This is a genomic window from Sphingobacterium sp. BN32 (assembly GCF_030503615.1).
GTDB lineage: Bacteria > Bacteroidota > Bacteroidia > Sphingobacteriales > Sphingobacteriaceae > Sphingobacterium.
Genome location: NZ_CP129963.1, coordinates 517310 through 537129, shown reverse-complemented (window position 1 = coordinate 537129; position 19820 = coordinate 517310). Strand labels below are relative to the sequence as shown.

The 19820-nt window shown below is 42.4% G+C and carries 14 protein-coding genes; 4 read left to right on the top strand and 10 right to left on the bottom strand.

What is annotated here, in order from left to right:
* Positions 1 to 48: 48 nt before the first annotated feature.
* Positions 49 to 1104, bottom strand: coding sequence for a 4-hydroxythreonine-4-phosphate dehydrogenase PdxA (gene pdxA / locus QYC40_RS02315; protein ID WP_301992177.1), 1056 nt, complete (start codon positions 1102 to 1104; stop codon positions 49 to 51).
* A 133-nt stretch (positions 1105 to 1237) separates the two neighbouring features.
* On the opposite strand from pdxA, the gene rsmA reads away from it, so the two are divergent.
* The 3 genes from rsmA to QYC40_RS02300 are packed head-to-tail and all read left to right on the top strand — an operon-like array spanning position 1238 to position 4114.
* Positions 1238 to 2017, top strand: coding sequence for a 16S rRNA (adenine(1518)-N(6)/adenine(1519)-N(6))-dimethyltransferase RsmA (gene rsmA, locus QYC40_RS02310; protein WP_301992176.1), 780 nt, complete (start codon positions 1238 to 1240; stop codon positions 2015 to 2017).
* 1 nt (position 2018) lies between these two features.
* Positions 2019 to 3182 carry an FAD-dependent monooxygenase gene (locus tag QYC40_RS02305; RefSeq protein ID WP_301992175.1) on the top strand — a complete coding sequence of 388 codons (1164 nt, stop codon included), beginning with the start codon at positions 2019 to 2021 and terminating at the stop codon, positions 3180 to 3182.
* Positions 3182 to 4114 (top strand): NAD(P)-dependent oxidoreductase, encoded by a 933-nt coding sequence (locus QYC40_RS02300; protein ID WP_301992174.1) that lies wholly within the window; start codon positions 3182 to 3184, stop codon positions 4112 to 4114. The genes QYC40_RS02305 and QYC40_RS02300 overlap by 1 nt, the downstream gene beginning before the upstream one ends.
* A 431-nt stretch (positions 4115 to 4545) precedes the next feature.
* Here QYC40_RS02300 and QYC40_RS02295 read toward each other — a convergent pair whose 3' ends face one another.
* The 8 genes from QYC40_RS02295 to QYC40_RS02260 form a co-directional block, all read right to left on the bottom strand.
* Positions 4546 to 5691, bottom strand: a complete 1146-nt coding sequence (locus QYC40_RS02295) for a BACON domain-containing carbohydrate-binding protein (RefSeq protein ID WP_301992173.1) — start codon at positions 5689 to 5691, stop codon at positions 4546 to 4548.
* 11 nt (positions 5692 to 5702) lie between these two features.
* Positions 5703 to 7010, bottom strand: a complete 1308-nt coding sequence (locus QYC40_RS02290; protein WP_301992172.1) for a DUF4302 domain-containing protein — start codon at positions 7008 to 7010, stop codon at positions 5703 to 5705.
* Between the two features lie 8 nt (positions 7011 to 7018).
* Entirely contained in the window at positions 7019 to 7897 is an 879-nt protein-coding gene (locus QYC40_RS02285) for a putative zinc-binding metallopeptidase (protein ID WP_301992170.1), read from the bottom strand.
* Between the two features lie 10 nt (positions 7898 to 7907).
* Positions 7908 to 9455: a RagB/SusD family nutrient uptake outer membrane protein gene (locus QYC40_RS02280; RefSeq protein ID WP_301992168.1), complete on the bottom strand. Its 1548-nt coding sequence runs from the start codon at positions 9453 to 9455 to the stop codon at positions 7908 to 7910.
* 18 nt (positions 9456 to 9473) lie between these two features.
* Positions 9474 to 13139, bottom strand: coding sequence for a SusC/RagA family TonB-linked outer membrane protein (locus tag QYC40_RS02275; RefSeq protein WP_301992167.1), 3666 nt, complete (start codon positions 13137 to 13139; stop codon positions 9474 to 9476).
* 123 nt (positions 13140 to 13262) lie between these two features.
* Positions 13263 to 14411: a FecR family protein gene (locus QYC40_RS02270; RefSeq protein WP_301992166.1), complete on the bottom strand. Its 1149-nt coding sequence runs from the start codon at positions 14409 to 14411 to the stop codon at positions 13263 to 13265.
* A 200-nt stretch (positions 14412 to 14611) separates the two neighbouring features.
* The gene (locus tag QYC40_RS02265; RefSeq protein WP_301992165.1) at positions 14612 to 15169 is read right to left on the bottom strand and encodes an RNA polymerase sigma factor; all 558 of its coding nucleotides are present in this window, start codon (positions 15167 to 15169) and stop codon (positions 14612 to 14614) included.
* Positions 15170 to 15361: 192 nt separating this feature from the next.
* Positions 15362 to 16228: a hypothetical protein gene (locus QYC40_RS02260; protein ID WP_301992164.1), complete on the bottom strand. Its 867-nt coding sequence runs from the start codon at positions 16226 to 16228 to the stop codon at positions 15362 to 15364.
* 186 nt (positions 16229 to 16414) lie between these two features.
* On the opposite strand from QYC40_RS02260, the gene acs reads away from it, so the two are divergent.
* A complete protein-coding gene (acs, locus tag QYC40_RS02255) occupies positions 16415 to 18337 on the top strand; it encodes an acetate--CoA ligase (protein WP_301992163.1) in 1923 nt (640 codons plus the stop codon).
* A gap of 285 nt (positions 18338 to 18622) precedes the next feature.
* On the opposite strand, the gene QYC40_RS02250 is transcribed toward acs, so the two are convergent.
* Complete coding sequence (locus QYC40_RS02250) at positions 18623 to 19702, bottom strand: metallophosphoesterase (RefSeq protein WP_301992162.1); 1080 nt, start codon at positions 19700 to 19702, stop codon at positions 18623 to 18625.
* Between the last annotated feature and the right edge of the window lie 118 nt (positions 19703 to 19820).

The window sequence follows — 19820 nt, the reverse complement described above, 5'->3', positions numbered from 1 at the left end:
AAAAATAAAAGAAAATGCTTATTGCGATAAGCAGGAAACAAAGATCTCTTAATCTCTATCTTTCGATAAACGACGGAAAGAAAGTGGATTCTCCGTTAATATAGCCTGCTCTCTACGGCGATTAACAATATGTACCGCTTCAAACATCGCCTCTACAAAAGAAGTATGCGACGCAAGATTCTGCCCAGCAATATCATATCCGGTTCCGTGATCCGGAGAGGTACGTACGACTGGCAATCCAGCAGTAAAGTTAATTCCCGTCCGGGAAGCAATATGCTTAAATGGAATCAGTCCTTGGTCATGATACATCGCTAATACCGCATCAAACTTCGTATAAGCATCTGCCGCAAAGAAGCCATCTGCCGGATAAGGTCCAAAACAGAAAATACCCTCTTCATTCGCTTTTTCAATCGCAGGACGGATAATCTCCAGGTCTTCTGTTCCAATCAATCCGTCATCGCCAGCATGTGGGTTCAAGCCCAGAACAGCAATCTTCGGTTTCTGAATCCAAAAGTCCGTCTTTAAGCTATCATTCATCATGCGTAGCTTATGCAAGATGCTATCTACCGTAATCGCCGCAGCAACATCCTTTACCGGAATATGCCCCGTCACTACACCTACGCGAAGATCTTCACTCACCATAAACATCAACACATCCTTCGCCCCGAAAGCGGCCTGCAGATACTCGGTATGCCCAGGAAAATGGAAACCTTCTTGCTGAATATTATGCTTATTGATAGGCGCCGTTACTAAAGCATCGATCAAGCCGGCTTTTAAATCTTCAGTCGCTCTTTGCAACGAAAGGAACGCGTATTTACCGCCAATCTCGTTCTGCTCGCCCAGACTGATCTTTACATCCTCCTGCCAGCAGTTGATCATGTTCGGACGCTTCGCATTCGCCTGATCTGCAGAGTTAATGACATTAAAGCTAAAGTCGTTAACACCAATCGCTTTACGGTGAAAAGAAGCAACCTTTGTATTTCCATAAACAATCGGTGTAAAGAAGTCCAGTACGCGATTATCCAGCAAAGACTTAATAATCACCTCTAAACCAATCCCATTAATATCACCTATCGAAATACCAATTTTTAACTTTTCACTCATCGTAATAGCTCTTTAGTATGTCAAAAATAACAAAAAAACCTAAAAGAGCAGTTTCTATTCCTATTTAAATACTTATTTGTAACCTATCACAGTAGCCGACATAAAATAGTATCTTTGTTGATAAATTTACAGTATGAGTTCAGTACGCGCAAAGAAACACCTAGGTCAACACTTTCTAAATGATAAGAATGCAGCCCAACGCATTGTAGATGCTCTAACACCGAGTTTAGGCTTTAAACAGGTATTGGAAGTAGGGCCAGGAATGGGCGTTCTATCCGATTTCTTACTGCAAAACGAACAATACGAGACTTTCTTAATCGATGTCGATGATGAATCCATTGAATTCCTTGCTGATAAATACCCTCAATTGGGAGATCGATTGATCCATGGGGACTTCTTAGAACTGGATTTCAGCAAGTATTTCGACGCAAAGATGGCTGTCATCGGAAACTTCCCTTACAACATCTCTTCACAGATCCTATTCAAGATATTGGAAGAACGCAATCGCGTTGTGGAAATGGTGGGTATGTTTCAAAAAGAAGTCGCCGAGCGTTGCGTGGCAAAGCCAGGCAACAAAGAATACGGCATACTTTCCGTATTTCTGCAAGCGTATTACGATGTTTCCTACCTCTTCACGGTCAAAGCAGGAGCTTTTAACCCGCCGCCTAAAGTACTTTCGGGCGTGATGCGCATGGTCAGAAACAATCGCGAAACCCTGGACTGTGACGAAAAACTGTTCTGGCGTGTAGTAAAAGCAGGCTTTAACCAACGTCGCAAGACCTTGAGGAATGCATTATCCGCTGTTGTACCGAAAGACAAAATGAGCGATAATCCACTATATGAGCTTCGCGCAGAGCGACTGAGCGTTGCTGACTTTGAATTGCTAACAAACGAAATCTCGAATACCAAATGATATGCTAACAAAAAGTGAGTTTGCGATCGTAGGAGGCGGAGTGGCCGGCTTAACGGCTGGCATTGCTCTGGAACAACTGGGTCGCGACTTCTGCCTTTTTGAACAAACCAAAGAAGTAAAAGGAATAGGTGCCGGCTTCGGCTTAGCCGCCAACGCCATGCGAGCCCTCGAAATTCTTGGACTACGCCCCGAAGTAGAGAAAATAGGCTATTACCTAGGTTCCTTTGCCATACTAGATCAACGTGGAAACATCCTCGTCAATCCCAATACTAGCACGCTTTCTGATAAGTATCAACAGCAGAACTTCGCCATACATCGGGCAGATCTACATCTTTACCTATTAAGCAAATTGCAAGCTCAGCGTTTGCAGCTAGGGAAACAAGCCATCGAGCTAGTACAAAAATCCGATAGCATCTTATTATCCTTTGCCGATGGCAGCAAGCACGAATGCAAGTACCTTATCATTGCCGATGGTGTCAAGTCGCCACTTCGTCAACAGCTAGTGCCCACTTCTAGCCCTCGCTATGCGGGATACAGTTGCTGGCGTGCAACGATCGACAACAGTGAAATCCAGCTTAGCTTAGGAACAGAGACCTGGGGAAAAGACGGCAGATTCGGGATGACACCGCTCGTAAATAACCGCATCTATTGGTATGCTTGCATCAACGGACCGCGCAATCATCCTGCATTTAGCAAATACCGCGTGGCAGATTTGCAAAAGCAATTTGCAGACTACCACGATCCTATTCCAACCCTCCTTGCAAATACACGCGATGAAGACCTCATCTGGAGCGACATCATCGATATAGCTCCATTGAAAAACCTCGCCTACGGCAATATCCTGCTGATAGGCGACGCTGGACACGCCACGACCCCAAATATGGGACAGGGCGCATGTCAAGCCCTAGAGGATGTTGTCGTGCTGCAAGATGAACTGAAAAAGAAAACCGATGTCCTTGCGGCCTTCAAGTCTTTCGAACACAGAAGGCTGGCACGAACAAAATATATTACCGACACCTCCAAGATGATCGGACAAGTGTCACAATGGGAAAACCCCATTATGATCAGCGTGCGAAACACGATGATGAAAATGCTTCCCGCCAAAGCAAATCAGAAAGCTTTGGAGAAGCTCTTCAAACAAGATTTCATGACTCTTAACACCTAATGCAAATGAATATTCTAATCGTCGATGACCTTCATGAAGTCTTCTTAGAAAAATTAGACCAAGCGAAGATTCCTTATAACTATCAACCTGAAATTACGCGCGAAGAAGCAGAACAGTTGATTCCCGAATACGAGGGCTTAGTCATCCGTTCAAAGTTTCAGGTGGACTCCGATTTTATCGACCTGGGCAGCAAGCTAAAGCTTATTGGTCGCTCCGGAGCAGGAATGGACAATATCGACGAAGCATATGCCGACAGCAAAGGCATCGCTTTATTCAGTGCTAACGACGGAAATAAGGATGCGGTCGGCGAGCACATGATCGGCATGTTGCTATCCCTTATGAACAACCTACGTCGTGGCGACCAGGAAGTTCGTTCGGAAAAATGGTTGCGGGAAGAAAACCGTGGCTACGAACTCAAAGGACGTACGGTCGCGATCATAGGATATGGCCATAACGGACAGGCCATGGCAAAGAAACTATCCGGTTTTGAAGTCAAGGTCATTGCCTATGACAAATACAAAACAGGCTTCTCCGACCAGTATGCCCGCGAAGTCTCTATGGAAGAAGTGGTCAAGCTAGCCGATGTACTAAGCTTCCACATCCCATTAACGAGAGAAACGAAAGGCATGGTTGACGAGGAGTACCTATTCCATTTCCGTAAGCCTATCTTCTTTTTGATGGGAGCACGAGGTGGAATAGCGCAGATCCCGGCGGTATTGAAATATTTAGATCAAGGCAAAATATTAGGAGCAGCATTCGATGTATTGCCCATTGAAAAATTCCCCACGCTAGCTGAACAAGCATGGTACAAAGATCTTATTAGCCGCGACAATGTATTATTAAGTCCGCATGTCGCAGGTTGGACCTTCGAAAGCTATTACAAGCTATCGAGCTTCTTGGCAGAAAAAATCATCGCTTACATCAAAAAGTAAGCGATTCCCGCTATAGCTAGCCCATTTAATCTCCGTCTATTTGAAAGGACGGAGACAGCCTAATTCCCACACTATCAAGATGTCAAAGAACATGTTTTGCCAACTCCTCCCGGAACGACAAACAGCATGCTGTGTATTTTTATTTCTCATCAATTTAATCCCTCTTATATTTCAAAACTAACTCAGTTGTATACCAAAGAATATGAATCAAATATTAAATGTATGATACTTTGAGTCCAGCTTTCTTGTGTACCCAACTGAAATGAAAAACAGCTTGCCCCTTTGTAACAATCAGACACAAAATCTTTCATACTTCCATAAAACCAACAAACATGAAAATTCTTGATGGCCGTTGAAAACAAACGCTTTCAGAAAAAAAAGAAGCTGCCCCGAGGGGCAGCTTCTAAGCAATTATTAACTAAACAATGAAATTACTTTTCTAAACGCATCCCAAGCATATAAACATATGGAGGGATGTTGGTAAACCTACTGATTGTTGTTGTATTCAACTTATAAGCAGGAAACGCCATACCGTCTGCAGCGTATTCTCTGTATAAAATCTCAAGCGGAGAACCATTGTTCCATTTATTAAACGCATTAAATCTATAAACCATACCCGTCGTTGAAGATTCAGCTATTGCCTTCAACAAAGGATCGAAATTAGAGCTATAGGTCTTAGCAGCGATATTGTACATCATACCATAAACTCGAACTAATTTGTTCGTGTTAATCTCTGTCGATCTTTCATCATAGTAGTCTTCAAACAGCAATTGTCCTGAATTAATCTGAATAGACCCATCCGGGTTATACGTGACGTCGATTTTGATGGATCTGTTGCTAAGTGTTGCTATTGGCCCGGTCACTACAGTAAACACAGAACCATTTACTTTCTCTACAATATTTACTGACAGTGTTTTACGATAAGTTTCATTGACCGTAGCGTTATCAATAAATGATAAGCGGCCAGGCCCCAGGAATTCTTCGTAAGACAAAATATTCAGCTGTGTCAAATCTAAAACCGCCTCATCAGTCCCGTAGATGATTGTCGCTTTCGCTGTTCGCTTCGTGTTTTTGTCAGCAGGCTGATAGCTATCCGCAGTGATATAGAGTGTATCGCCTTCTACTTTATAGCTCAACCAATCCTGATCAAATTCCACCTTGTAGTCCACGTTACTGATGATATTGATCTTCTTAACTCCTCCTTTGAATGAATAATTCAAATCTTTAATGGGCGAGTTTATATCAAACAATAGCCCTCTCTGCGTAATCGGAACAACTAGCATTTTGCCATCACCCGATGTGATGTGGATCAGCGTTGAGCGATTCGTCTTATCATCGTTCTGTTCAACTGTGATGTGAATGATATTTCCATCTTGCTCAATTTTACACCATGCATCTTCGACAGTTGCGGTGTAATCTGCTGAACTTAGCTGGATGGTCCCTTTATTTTCTAGGGGGCCAGTTCCTAATTTTGTCTCAACAACAGACAATTCAGGCGCAGAATTATCCTTCTTACAGGATACCATGACCGTAGCCATGACTCCTAAAAGGAAAATATATTTTAATAAATTTCTCATCGTCATTATTCTTATTGCTTAACGAGTTTAATATTGTAAAGGAAGTTTACCCCATCCTTATTATCGTAAAATGTTTTTGTGGTTCCAACGATCTTATGTAAGCCTAAAAATTTCATTGGCGATGCTCCAAAAATGCCTGGCTTTGTGTATTGTGACATAACCGTTAATGATGGTTTCTCACGCGTGCCCTGCATCCATAAACCTCCCATAATGTGCTCTGGCGTATTTTGGTAAGTTTGGCTGATATAGCCTAATAGATTCGTTTCGTAACCCACTGTCAACCACAAGTTGCCAGAAGAACCGTCAGGCGTTCTACCTAAATTTTGTGGCTTGAAAATTAAGTTCCCATTTTCATAATCTAACTGAATAGGGAGAATAAACGTCTCAGAGGTCAATGTATAGGACTTACCTTCTTCTTTAGCTTTTATAGTAACAATCTCGTTCTTTGAACCACGATTACTGATATAAGATAACTTGTAACTTCCTGGAATATCTGCATATTCCAAGCGGACGCTTTTAATCGTAATAGCGGTATTTCCTCTAGCATGAAAGGTTTTTGTATCCTTATTGAAGATAAAGCTATCGTATTCTTTACCATCTAGAGTCACGGGGAATTGCAAATCAATACCTTCGTCAGAAACTGCATAATATGTTACTTTCTCCGGATTCTCAGTGTTGTACCATTTACTTTGATCCAAGTTAATGGCTCCACCAGTAGTTCCAGCAGCAGTTTGAACATCAAAACGCATCAGTTTACTGAAGATATTTTTCAATTCTTTAATTTCATTCACATACGCTACGAAGTCCTTCTCCTCATTAAGCGGACGCATAACGATTGTGTTGCCGAATTTCTTGCCGCGCATAACAATTTTTTCCGCCGTTACGGACTCCATAATAAATTCATAATCTCCACCCAATCCATCTGGAGAGGATGGCGACGCCTCTGAATAATAATGAAGAATAGGATTATAACTATCAAAACTCAAAACTGGACCATTGTCAGAAACAAAGCTGTAAGTCGAAGTTTGGGAAGTCCCCGCGTTCACTTTATTTGTAGTCAGCTCAGACGCTAATTCCACTTTACCTTCCTTAAACTTTGCAAGCATCTTATAACCGCCAAGCGGGTTCTTAGAATCACCGTAGTAATAATCCAAACTCCAACCGTATGGTGCACTCTGAAGTGTCTTATCATACTCGGCGAACGCTTCGTTCATTCTTTGTGCTGAGGAATCATCGAAGATAGGATCTTCGAAACGGCTACAGCTACTAAAGGTCAATGCAAGCGCACAAGCAAGAAATATCTTATTTATGTTTTTCATTTTCTCAATTAATTAAAGTCAACAAACGATAAACCCGGAACACGTTCCGAACGACGAAGTACTACGGAGCGTAATTCATCAAGATCAAATTCCCAAGAGTTCTTCGCATATTCACGAATGATATTCAGCTTCTTATTGATTTTTTCCGCACCCTCTGTTCCTGCTTGTGCGATGATTGATTTCCATTGCGCGTCTGTCGAAGTGATAAAAATCGAATACACCTCCGCAAAATCCTCGTTCGGCTCCACCATCGAATAGGCAGAAACAAAACCTTTCTTTCTCGCGTCAGCATCCGAAGTCAACCACCAATCATCTTTGATATAATCAGATTCCGAAATCTTTTGGTAGTCTGTGCTGTAGTTTTTCGTTTGGTGTAAAATGTGGCTAAACTCGTGGTGGATGATATGGAAATATCCGTCATTCAATTTAGCGGCGTCCAATTCCAGGGTATTCACCTCGTACATAGTAATCTTAACCCCTCCCTCTGCGGTAGCCATTACTTTCGTATTATCGCTTTCAATCGCTGAAGACCCTACGAACATAAATTGCTTAGGAGCATATTGTCTGGTGAAATCCACACCTAAGACCTCGTCGTATGCTTCCAACCAAGCGTACTTCAATACTTGAATCGCTAATTGCGACTTCTTAACATCTGCAGGGACCAGGATAAAACGAGGATCGGTATTGATATCGTTATATTTATATAGAATATCGATGTTATATGGATAGGCGATATTCTTGATTAGCCAGTTATCGAACTCCGTAACGGTGGCCGGGTCTGCAGGCTGGAAGATCGAGTTATCTTTGTCAACAGGGTCATCCTTTCGACATGAAGTTACAAGAACTGCCAGTACAGCAATAAAATAGAGTATATTTAATTTCTTCATTTTCATAATATTATCTTGGGTTTCCTGGTAATCCAGCACCTAAAATCTCTTTCGGTAATTGGTAAGCACGACGAGGGTCATTTGGTTTCAATTCATCCAGCAAGCCTACCTCATTATTTTGGACTAAGCGTCTATAAATGACGATACCATAACGCTTGATATCATTCCAACGCTGCCCCTCGTGCATCGTTAGAACGCGACGGCTATGTAAAATTGCGTGAATCATGTTCTCTTGATCTTGAGATAAAGAAAAGTCAATATTGAAGGCTTTCTTAGGCGTAGGAACATCATACTTGTAATAATCAATGTTTTTGTAGAAATCTAGGATGCTCTGCTTCGTGATATTACGCTTTACCGAATAATTCCCTAGAAATGTCAACATATCTTTTGCCGCATTATCCACATCACCCTTCAATGCATAAGCTTCTGCACGCGTCAAAAGCGTTTCATCAGCTGTAAAAATTGCCTGTACAGAATGCACATAACCAATCTTGTTGATGACATCGGTATACTCGAAGTAGCCGGCGATTTTATAAGCCACCATCTTCTTCGCATTCGCGTCGTAGTTTAATGCTCTAAAGTTCAACAATGCATAATCGCCCCAAGGCCCATTTGAAGTGCTCGCCTCATTATCAGAGATGTACTTACTGAATGAGTAACGACCGCCACCTCGGTAAGGACCATGGCAATATGGCCAGCTTGAAACCGCGTCCATCAATAAGTAATTTGCTTTTTCGTCTTTACTGATGTAAGCATTGGGTTTTATAAAATTATTGTTGCTCAGTTTCTGCAACGCATTCCAATCTCTTAAATCTGCATTCCCGGCTGTGCCAATAGCTTTTGTCGCCGCAGCGATCGCCTTGTCATATTCTCTATGATACAAATAGAAGCGCGCAGCAAAAGCATGTGCTGCTTTGATGTTAAAGTGGAACTTTGGTTGTGTATAGTACGAATCACTGATTAAAGGCAGTCCTTTTTCGATATCCTGTTGAATCAACTCGTAAGTTCTCGCAACAGTACTACGATCATGTTCTGTAATCAGTTCCTTCTCGATCTTATCCGAATATGGGATCCCTAAATCCGTTTGACTCGTCGTTTTATTGTAAGCATGCGAGAATGTGTTAACTAACACAAAATGACTGTAGGCTCTACAGATTAATGCTTCGCCTCGAGCCGCATCTAGGTTACTAGGATTTCCAAGCTTCTCGATCGCCTCTAATACCGCATTGGCCGTACCAATAGCGCCGTAGTGTTTGCTCCAAATCTCATAGGTATTATCATTGGAGGCTTCGGTAATATCTTGCCAAAAGAAAGACTGTCCATGAAAGCGGTCGTAAGCTAACCATACGTCGCCGTTATAATCCGCATTATCCGAAGACATCTCGTTCATCCAATACGTGGACGCCGCGGGATAGGCAGAGACCAGTAATTTCTGAATCTTTTCGGGCGTATCCAGCTCTGTTCTTGAATCCGGAGGTGTATCTAAGGTTTTATCACAAGAACCTAAGAATGCTACAGTAGAAACAGAGACTAATAATAATTTATATATTCTTTTCATTTGATATTCAATTATAGATTATATTCCAACTCTCACCGTGAAAGTGTATTGTCTTGGTACCGGAGCTGCAACACCGCCTGAACGGAAGAACTCTGGATCCTGACCATTTAACTTCTTATCTGCGTAGATTAAGAATGGGTTGGTCGCTTGTAACTTAACAGAAAGGTTGTTCATACGCGGACCAAGCCAGTCTTTAGGGAAATCATAGCCTAGAGAAATCTCTTTCATACGAATGAAACCACCGTCAGCAATACGCTCCGTTGAGAAGTTGTAGGCATTATAAGCGATCTTCATATCTGGGTTATCGTCTGAATCACGACGGTTAACCAAAGCCGGAATGGTTGTATAGGCCTCATCGCCAGGTAAAGTCCAACGGTTCGCAAACTCACGTGGCATCGCACGCATATCGTCATACTTGTTTCTGAAAACCTGATCCAAACGAATCACATTTCCAAACGAGTAAGTCATAAACACATTTAAGCGGAAATTTTTATATGTGAAGATATTACCAAAAGAACCCATCGTATTTGGATCGGCTGAACCTTCGTATTTCAAGAAACTCATCTTATTCGGCGCATTCTCTTGGAAGTCGATGTCATAAGAGGTTTCTATTCCATCTTGATTGATGTACACCGGCAAACCCTCTCTGTCCAATCCTACGAATGGAATAGAGAAAATCGCTCTAACCGGATATCCTTCTTGCACATATCCCGTACCTTTAACTAAGTCTACCACACGCGATGTCGCATCTAAACGAGTAATATTGGTCTCGTTCCAAGCCATCGTAAAGCTAGATGCCCAGTTGAAGTCCTCACGAACAATGTTGCGTGTGGATAGGGTGAACTCGATACCTTTGGACTTCATCGCCGCTACGTTACCCCACTTCAACGATTTACCAGCAACACCATCGGTGTAGATCGGGCCAATCAAGTCAAAGTTATTACGCGTATAGGCATCCACCACAAAGTTGATGCGGTTGTCAAGAAACCCTAAGTCAGCACCGATATTCAACTCATGCTTCTTCTCATAGGTCAAGTTATCATTCGGGAATTCGGTGATCTTCAGACCACTTTCTTTCATATCCGAGAATGGACGCCATGGGTTGAAACTGTTGATGATCATGTTCGCATTGTTCACGAAGTCAACACCGCTCTCCCCCGTTAAACTGTAGGATGTACGAAGGGTAAAATGTGAAAATGTTGGTACGAACAAGCGCGTAAAGAAATCTTCCTCATGCGCATTCCATGAAGCGCCAATATTCCAGGTTGGTAGCCATCTCGCTGAGTTAGCAGATCCTAAACGGTTACTACCGTCATAACGAACCGTACCGGTCAGAATATATTTATGCTTATAAGAGTACGTTGGGTTTGCGTAGAAACCTACCTTACGTGATCTCGTATGGTTCAAAGCATAATAGTCAGTACCGGCTTCAATCCCTTGTTTAAAGAACTCATAAACGTAGAATGGAATTTCACCTAGGGCATACTGCATACCCCAACCCGTAAACAAAGAGCGATCTCTATCGTAAGAGTTGTACTCCCCGCCCACGTTCATATTGATGATGTGCTTATCAGCAATAGTTTTCGAGTAAGCTCCGGAAACACGGAAATCCTGCCCCGACATGCCATAATCCGTACGGCGATAGATACCTCCTTCAGGAAGAACCGAAATAGGTAGTGCGTATGGATTATTCGGATCAGTATATAAGAAGCTATTCTGATCACGAATCGTTGCGTCGCCCATTGCGCGGTACGCTAAAGCTTGGTTAGCATCGTCCAATATATTGTGCTGTTGGGAACTGTTCTCATATTTGAACGCACCTAAAGCCGTAAATTCTAAACCAGGCATCGCTCTCCATTTCACCTCTCCCTGGAATTTCAAACCCGTTACATTGATATCAATGTAGTTGTTCTCTAATTCATGAAGAATGTTAAATGGCGCGTAGTTACGCGTATAGAATGTATTTTCCTCCAATGCGCGCGATGTATTCATTGCGTAATTGTAAGGGTTGATATCAAAATTACGCTTCACCTCACCAAATACCGGGTCGGTCTCTTGACTTAAAGTACCTGGTGCTTTTTGCTGACGTGTAGACGCATTGGAAATTAAATTCAATGTCAAATCTGGCAATATCTTATAACTCATGTTCAAGTTTGCCGTATAGCGGTTGGTCTTACTTTGCTTGGTCCATCCTGGATCGGTCATCGCAGAAATAGAAGCATAGTAAGTAGACTTTTCCGTACCGTTTGTCATACTCAAGGAATGGTTTTGCATTAAGTTGTTGTTGAACAACACATCAAACCAGTCCGTATTGCGCATTTCAGCAGCACGTAAATAAGCAAGCTTTTGCTCTTCTGTGTTTGCTAAGCCGAACATCCCAGTCCTTACGTCGTAGGTATTCAGTAATTTATACATATGACCATATACACCGGAGTTCTGTGCACGGTACGTTTCACCGAAGTTCAACCAACCTTTGCTTTCCATCTCCTTGTACACGCCCATTTGCTCTTGCGAGTTCATGATATTGAATTCCCCATAGCTAGGAATCTGACGGTTGGTGTACTCACCAGTATAGCTTAAACGGCTAACGCCGGCTTTACCACGTTTGGTTGTTACAACGATTACCCCCGCCATAGCACGAGCACCATAAATCGACGTTGCTGATCCATCCTTTAGAATTTGGAAACTCTCGATGTCATCCGCATTCAGTCCAGCAACCGCCGAACTGATCAGAGTAACCGCATCTCCAGACGATAGATCGTCCGCGCTCACCTCTGTTACATCTTCCATGATTACCCCGTCCACAACCCATAAAGGTTTAGAGCTACCATAAATGGAAGTAGCACCACGAACACGAATCTTTGGCGCTGTACCAAATGTTCCCGAAACGTTCTGTACAGAAACCCCGGCAACACGGCCTTCTAGCGAACGGCTGATCTCGGGCATACCGTCGATCTTCATGTCTTCAGCGTTCAGCTTCGTAGCGGCACCTGTGAATAAACGTCTATCCATCTTCGTCACACCCGTCACCACCACTTCTTCGATCACATCCTCTTTTTTCGTTAAGCTAACACGGATGTCGAGACCGGCATTTACTTGTTGCGTTTCATAGCCAACATAACTAATGGAAAGCTTTGCCTTGCCATTAGGAACTTTAATTTTAAAATGTCCACTGTCGTCGGTCGCTGCCGAAGTCATGGTCCCTACTACGGTTACCGAAGCACCACCAATAGGTTTACCGTCCTCCGAGAACACACGTCCGGAAGCCTCTAGCTCTTGTTTTGCCGTTTCGTTGCCTTGCCTGAGCCCGGTAGCAGCAGCCCCTTTGCGCTTGACAAAGACCTGGCGTCCTTCAACAGAATAGGTATTGTTCGTCCCGGCCAACAAATTATCAAACACTTCATTTAGTGTTTTATTGTCGGCATGAACGTTCACCGATTTGTTCGGTTTATCAATATTATTAGAATAAAAAACTAAAACACCATGGTTTTCAAGTTTCTTAAATGCCTCTACCAGAGTGGTGTTACCAATATGAACGGTAATTCTCGGCGTGGCTGCATCAATCTTGTCGAATTGAGAGGCAAATGTTTCGTTCGTTGCGTAAAATAAAAGCAGCGAACTTAATACTAGGCTTCTGCAATACTGTTTTGATCGAGAAATGCGAAGCTTTTCAAATTCTTTCATAAATTTGTTAATCAGAGTTATTTAAATAAGATGCGCGGCAAACGCATTTTGGGGGCAATACATTTTATGTATTGCCTTTTTTTTGGTTAATTAAGTATCAGATTTCACTATCTATTCATAGGCTTATTGGTATAATTTATATGATGATTCTTCTTTTTTAAATTTGATATCCATCGAAAAGGCTACCCCACGCAAAACCATATTGATATCATCTTTCAGATCCAGATATCCCGAACAGGTCATTTTAGCAATCTTCGGTGAGCATTCGATATCGGTACCGTAGTAGCGTTCTAAATTTTGGATCACATCCTTTAACTGCTGATCTTTGAAACGATAAAAGCCATCTTTCCAGGAGGTAAAGAATGTCACGTCAACCTCGCGTACCTCTTCCGTTTTACCATCCGCGAAATACGACTCATCCGGTTTCAAGAAATGCTCCCCTTGTGAGCTCTTTACTTTTACCTTTCCTTCTACTAAGGTTACCTGCTGATTCGGGTCATCGGAATAGGCGTGGATATTTAAACTTGTTCCCAATACCTGTACATTGAATTCTTTCGTATGGAATACAAAAGGTTTTTTCGGGTTTTTCACCACATCCGCATATACTTCCCCATCAACTGAAACCTCGCGTTGCTTCTTATCAAAATGACTTGGGAATTTAACAATGGATCCTGCATTCACCCACATCTTGGTCCCATCGGAAAGGATTAACGATATACGCTTGCCAACCGGCACACGCACTTCATGTTGAACAGCCTGACTTATTCTCGCAACCTCAAGTTTCTTTTTATTAACGGTTACCGCATTGGCATTAGAGAAATCTAACACTGCTTCTTTCCCCTCAATATTGACGGTTTCCCCATCTCCTGTAACCAATAGGATACCGCTTGTATCAGCTTGGCTCTTCTCTGCAAGTTCCTTTACAGGCACTTCGTTCGATTGATACCGAAAAAGAGCAAATGAAATACCGAGTACTAGGAGGATTGCTGCAGCAGCATAACGATAGTAGGAAATTTTACGAACGCGCGTATGCGTAGATTCCGTGATCTGAGAAAATAGCGCATCCTTCGCATGCTGATTCATGCTATGGGCAGGTTGCAATAGCTTTTGCTTTGCCCCCTCAAAAACTTCTTCAGATAGATTATTTACCAATAATACCTGTTGCCAAAAGCGCTCTGTTTCTTCCGTCGGTGCGAGCATCGACCTGATAAAGAAATCGTCGCGAAGCAAATCAGCTTCAGTAGTATGGTTATTATAGTTATTAACGTTCATAAATAGAAGGTCATTACGGCCTGGTATAGGAAGGACATGAGAATTGCAAAAAGGTACTCATGAAAAAAGTTATTTTTTTATCTTTTTTCTAAAAACAGCGTTGATAGGCACTTAGAGGAAGAAAAAAATCATATTTCCCTTGGAACAGCATTAAAGAAAAGTACTTGATGCCCTTTGAAAACAGACTGTTTCAGAAAATATTAGGCAATGAGGAAGGCTAAAATCAAAATCATCATCAGAAATGCTCTTAATTTCTTGACCGCAGACTGGGCAAGGTTCTTTGCAGACTGTGGGTTGATGTGCAGATGTTCAGCAATTTCTTTAAAACTCATGGTTTTATAATATCGAAAATATAACACCTGTTTCTGACGTCTGCTCAATTGCGCAATACCACGTTTCAGCAGTTCACGCGAGTCGCCTTCCGCTTCCGATGCGATCCAATAATCTTCAACGCTTGCTTCACCGCTATCATGCTCCTCCGGGTTTAGAGAAACCGTCGCCATTTTGGAACTGCGATTCAATAAGGTATTTTTTAAAGCTATGAACAGATAAACCTTGACATTTTTTACGGCTGTGTATCGACCACGTTTATTATATATATTAACAAATAAATCGTGAATACTATCCTGAACGTCATCCGGACTGTATCCTAAGTTGAGACCATAAGAATATAATGCATCAACATGCTGTTGATACACTTGCGCGAAAGCTTCTTCATCTCCCTCCTGCAGTAAATTCCATAAGTCAATCTCAATCATAATTCATAAAAAAATCACTAAACATAGCTTATATCAGCTTTAGAAACTGATACAGATCCGCATTAATAAGTGATTCGCTAAAACGATAGACGTATTCTAGGATATTATTAATAATTATTTAACAAAATAAGGGAAAATATTTTTGTATTACAAAAATTCGGAGAAGTTCAAACAATTATTACAATGGATACGCTAGGCTAAGCGAAACAAAAACACCAAAAACCACTGCACAATAAGTGCTAAATCCAATAAATAGACGGTGTGATAATTTCGTTTTCTGGTAAAAACAACCGATTTCATCAACAGCAATATCAGCAGCGTAGTTAGTAACATCCCCGCTTTTACCGGAATACTGTAGGGGGAGAAAGCGATAAGAAGTAAATGGGCAATACCAAGAATATAGGCAAGATTGATGGCCGCTGGCTCGCCGAGCATGGTAGGCACTGTTTTGAGTTTATAGTAGCTATCCTGCTCCATGTCGCGAATGTCAAAAGGAAGGGTGCAGATCAGAAGAAAGACAATCTTGACCAATCCCAGATAATTCGCTGTAAACCAATCAATCGTCGCTCCTTCTACGTAAAGCTCCAGCACAGGCAAACCAACACTACTGAGCGACCATACCAGCGCAATATAGAAGAGCTTAAGCCCGGGCACTGATCGCAGTCCCCGACGTTGCCCATTGATCCGAACAAAAGGAACTGCATAGGCCATACTGACTAAGCCGACAAAGGCTAGATAAAAAAAGGTATAGGGATGGATTTGTAAAAGCGCGTAAATAAGCAACAGAACTGCCAGTACACTATTTAACCACAATAACCATTCATATTTAAAAACCCAACGGGTTCTTAAGTATGGCGATTGTTGGGGATTGGACGGTTTCGAAAGATATAAACTGAGATTGTATAGCAAGAGCGTCGTCGAGCCTTCAATCCATAGAATAGCCGGATTAATATCGAAGTCCAGCACGTAATAGGTTAGCGCGCATTGAGCCACCGCAGCAAGGGCAATCAGAAGGTTGCTATGGACGAAAAAATGATATGTTGCTCTAACGTATTTCAATGTTCTTTCTTGCAAACAATTGATAAAGGCGGTTTGATTCACGAACACAAAAATTAGCAAATCTTCACAAAAATCGGTAGATTAGTGCTAAAGAGGTATTATTTTTTCGTTTTTAATAACAATTTGACCGAAAATAATAAAACTCTGACAAAGATAATGTAGACCTATAATTTTTTTTTATTAAAAATGAGTTTTCAAATTAAATCTTTTGAGGCGTATCAAGATGCCTATAAGAAGAGTGTAGAACAACCTGAAGCATTCTGGGCAGAGATTGCCGACAATTTCTTTTGGAAGAGAAAATGGACGAATGTTCTTGACTGGAATTTCGATGAGCCAAAGATAAAATGGTTTGAAGGTGGGAAATTAAATATCACCGAAAACTGTTTAGATCGTCATATCTATTTGAACGGCGATAAGCCGGCTATTATTTGGGAACCTAACGACCCCAGCGAAGCACACCGTGTATTATCGTACAAGCAATTGCTACAGAAGGTAGAGCAGTTTGCGAATGTATTAAAGAACAACAATATCCGCAAAGGCGACCGTGTGTGTATCTACCTACCGATGGTTCCTGAGCTTGTGATTGCTGTTCTTGCCTGTGCACGTATCGGTGCCATCCACTCGGTGGTATTCGGTGGATTCTCCGCACAGTCAATCGCCGATCGTATCAACGATGCGGAATGTAAATTGGTGATTACGGCAGACGGCGGCTTCCGCGGCAAAAAAGTATTGGAACTTAAAACGATCGTAGATGATGCATTGATGCAATGCAAGTCGGTAGAAAAAGTAATCGTATTGACGCGCTCACGCACGCCAATTTCAATGATCAAAGGACGTGATGTATGGTGGGAAGATGAGATCAAAAAAGTGGAAACACAAGGAAATCCTGCTTGTCCGGCAGAAGAGATGGATGCAGAGGATGTATTATTCATCCTGTACACTTCGGGTTCGACGGGTAAGCCAAAGGGTGTTGTGCATACAACCGCAGGTTATATGGTTTATACCGGCTATACCTTCGCAAACACTTTCCAGTACCAACCGGGTGAAGTATATTTCTGTACAGCGGACATCGGATGGATCACCGGACATAGTTACATCGTCTACGGTCCATTATCACAAGGGGCAACCTCACTCATGTTTGAAGGTATCCCGACTTTCCCTGACGCTGGTCGTTACTGGGATATCGTCGATAAGCATAAAGTAAATATCATTTATACCGCACCAACAGCGCTACGTTCGTTAATGGCATTTGGTGACGAGTATGTAGAAAATAAAGACCTTTCTTCACTTCGCGTATTAGGATCCGTAGGTGAGCCAATCAACCAAGAAGCGTGGGAATGGTATCATAACAAAGTTGGCAAGGGCAAATGTCCGATTGCCGATACCTGGTGGCAGACAGAGAACGGCGGTCACTTAATTACGCCAATTGCAGGAATTACACCTGAAATTCCAGGTTATGCCATGTTGCCATTGCCGGGCGTTCAACCAACCTTGATGGATGAAAACGGTGAAGAAATTCAAGGCAATGATGTGTCGGGCAACTTATGTATCAAGTTCCCTTGGCCAGGTATGCTACGCACGACATGGGGCGACCACGAGCGTTGTAAGCAAACTTATTTCTCTACATACGAGAATATGTACTTCACCGGCGACGGTTGTTACCGCAGCCCGGAAGGTTATTACCGCATTACCGGCCGTGTGGATGATGTATTGAACGTATCCGGACACCGTATCGGTACCGCCGAAGTGGAAAACGCAATCAACATGCACGCCGACGTAGTAGAGTCAGCAATCGTAGGCTACCCACACCCTGTAAAAGGACAAGGCATCTACGCTTATGTCATTGCGAATCACCATATCGACGCTGAAAAAACACGCCAAGATATCTTGCAGACTGTTCAACGTATTATCGGAGCAATCGCAAAACCGGATATCATCCAATTTGTGCAAGATTTACCGAAAACAAGATCCGGTAAGATTATGCGCCGAATCCTAAGAAAAATCGCCGAAGGCGAATTAAATAACCTCGGAGATACCTCGACTCTACAAGATCCAACCGTAGTGGAATCGATTATCAAAGGAGCAGAAGAATTCAGATCGCAATCCTAAGTAAGAATTACAAAGAGATAGTACAGAGGCTAACCAGGGGTTAGCCTCTTTTTTTGTTCGAGTCTGCTTCTGCATAAAGCCCTTTCAAACCCCTTTTAAACCCAATGCATACCCCTATCAAACCCGCTTGGAAGCGGGTTTGATAGGGGTATGCATTGGGTAGTATTTAGTAGTTAGTAGTTAGTAATTAGACCTAGGGCGGGATTAGATTTTAGATATTAGATGTGAGATATTAGCGTATTTGCGCCAAAGGTCTTTATACTAAGTACTAACTACTAAATACTATTACAGTTTAAACTCAAACTCCTGTGTTGCGCTTCTTTCGAAAGCGAGGTGTCTTGTTGCTGGAGAAATAGCGAATAGTGGTGAGAATGTTTTCACTTTAACGGTTTTGCCGTCCGGGAGGAATTCCAGATAGCGTAGCCAGCCGTCGCCACCGTTTCCATGCCATCCGCCGCCCATTGCTTGGGCGTTAAATGCCATTTGTACGACGGATTTTCCTGCGGCATTCTTGTCTTCTCTGAATCCGAGGTGGCCGGCCCAGTTATCTGGAGCGCCGATATGCCCGGAGAATACCATACGAATGTTTTTGGAAGGTTTTACGAGTTTCTCGAATAGGGCTTCGCCGTAATTTGCATCTTCAATCTTGTAACCTTCTCTAGGCATATGCTTGCTATCTCTGTTAAGATAGGTGTGAGTTAAGAGGAAAACGCTATGGTCTGCATATTTCGGTTGATCTAAGGTCTTTTTTGCCCAGTCAACGACTTCATCGCGCGGAGCGAACTCTAAAACCATGACCAACAACTTTTGCTGATGTGGGGTCTTAAATTCGTAAACCGCGTTCACAGCGCTTGATGCCCCATTCAGATTAGGGCCCACCTCACGGATTGCGGCTGCATTTAGTGGATTTTGCTCTAGGGAGAAGTATTTATCGTATTGGGTGGCGCGGTATTCGGCGCTTACATGTCCGTAATCATGGTTTCCTGTTGCAAGAACGTAAGGTACTAAACCATTCAGGCGATGGAAAGCCGAGCTGATGCTTGTCCACTGCTGTTTGCTGGTTTGATTTGCTTGCTTTCCATTCGGGTTCAGCAAATCGTTTTGCTCGACTAGATCACCTGTACATAGGACAAACTGCGTATTCAAGGAGTCCTTATTTTCTTTAATCCAGGAAATCATGGTGTGAAAAGTCCCTAGATTTCGTTCGAATTTCATATAGGTCTGCGGATCGGGGATGAGGACAAAGGACCAAGATTCGGGATTCGAAAGCTTCGGTTTTACGTAGGCTTGCTGTGCAAAAGTTGGCAACGCAAAAATCAATAGGCCAAGGATGAGGCCTAGCATAAGTCTAGGTAGATTATTCATAACAATTCGAGTAATTGATTGTTTAAAGCTAATAATAATTGTAAGCTTTTCCGAGTTAAATTGATCTTTAGGTTGAATTTTACATGGAAAAATCGTAGTTTTTTACTATTTTTAGGGC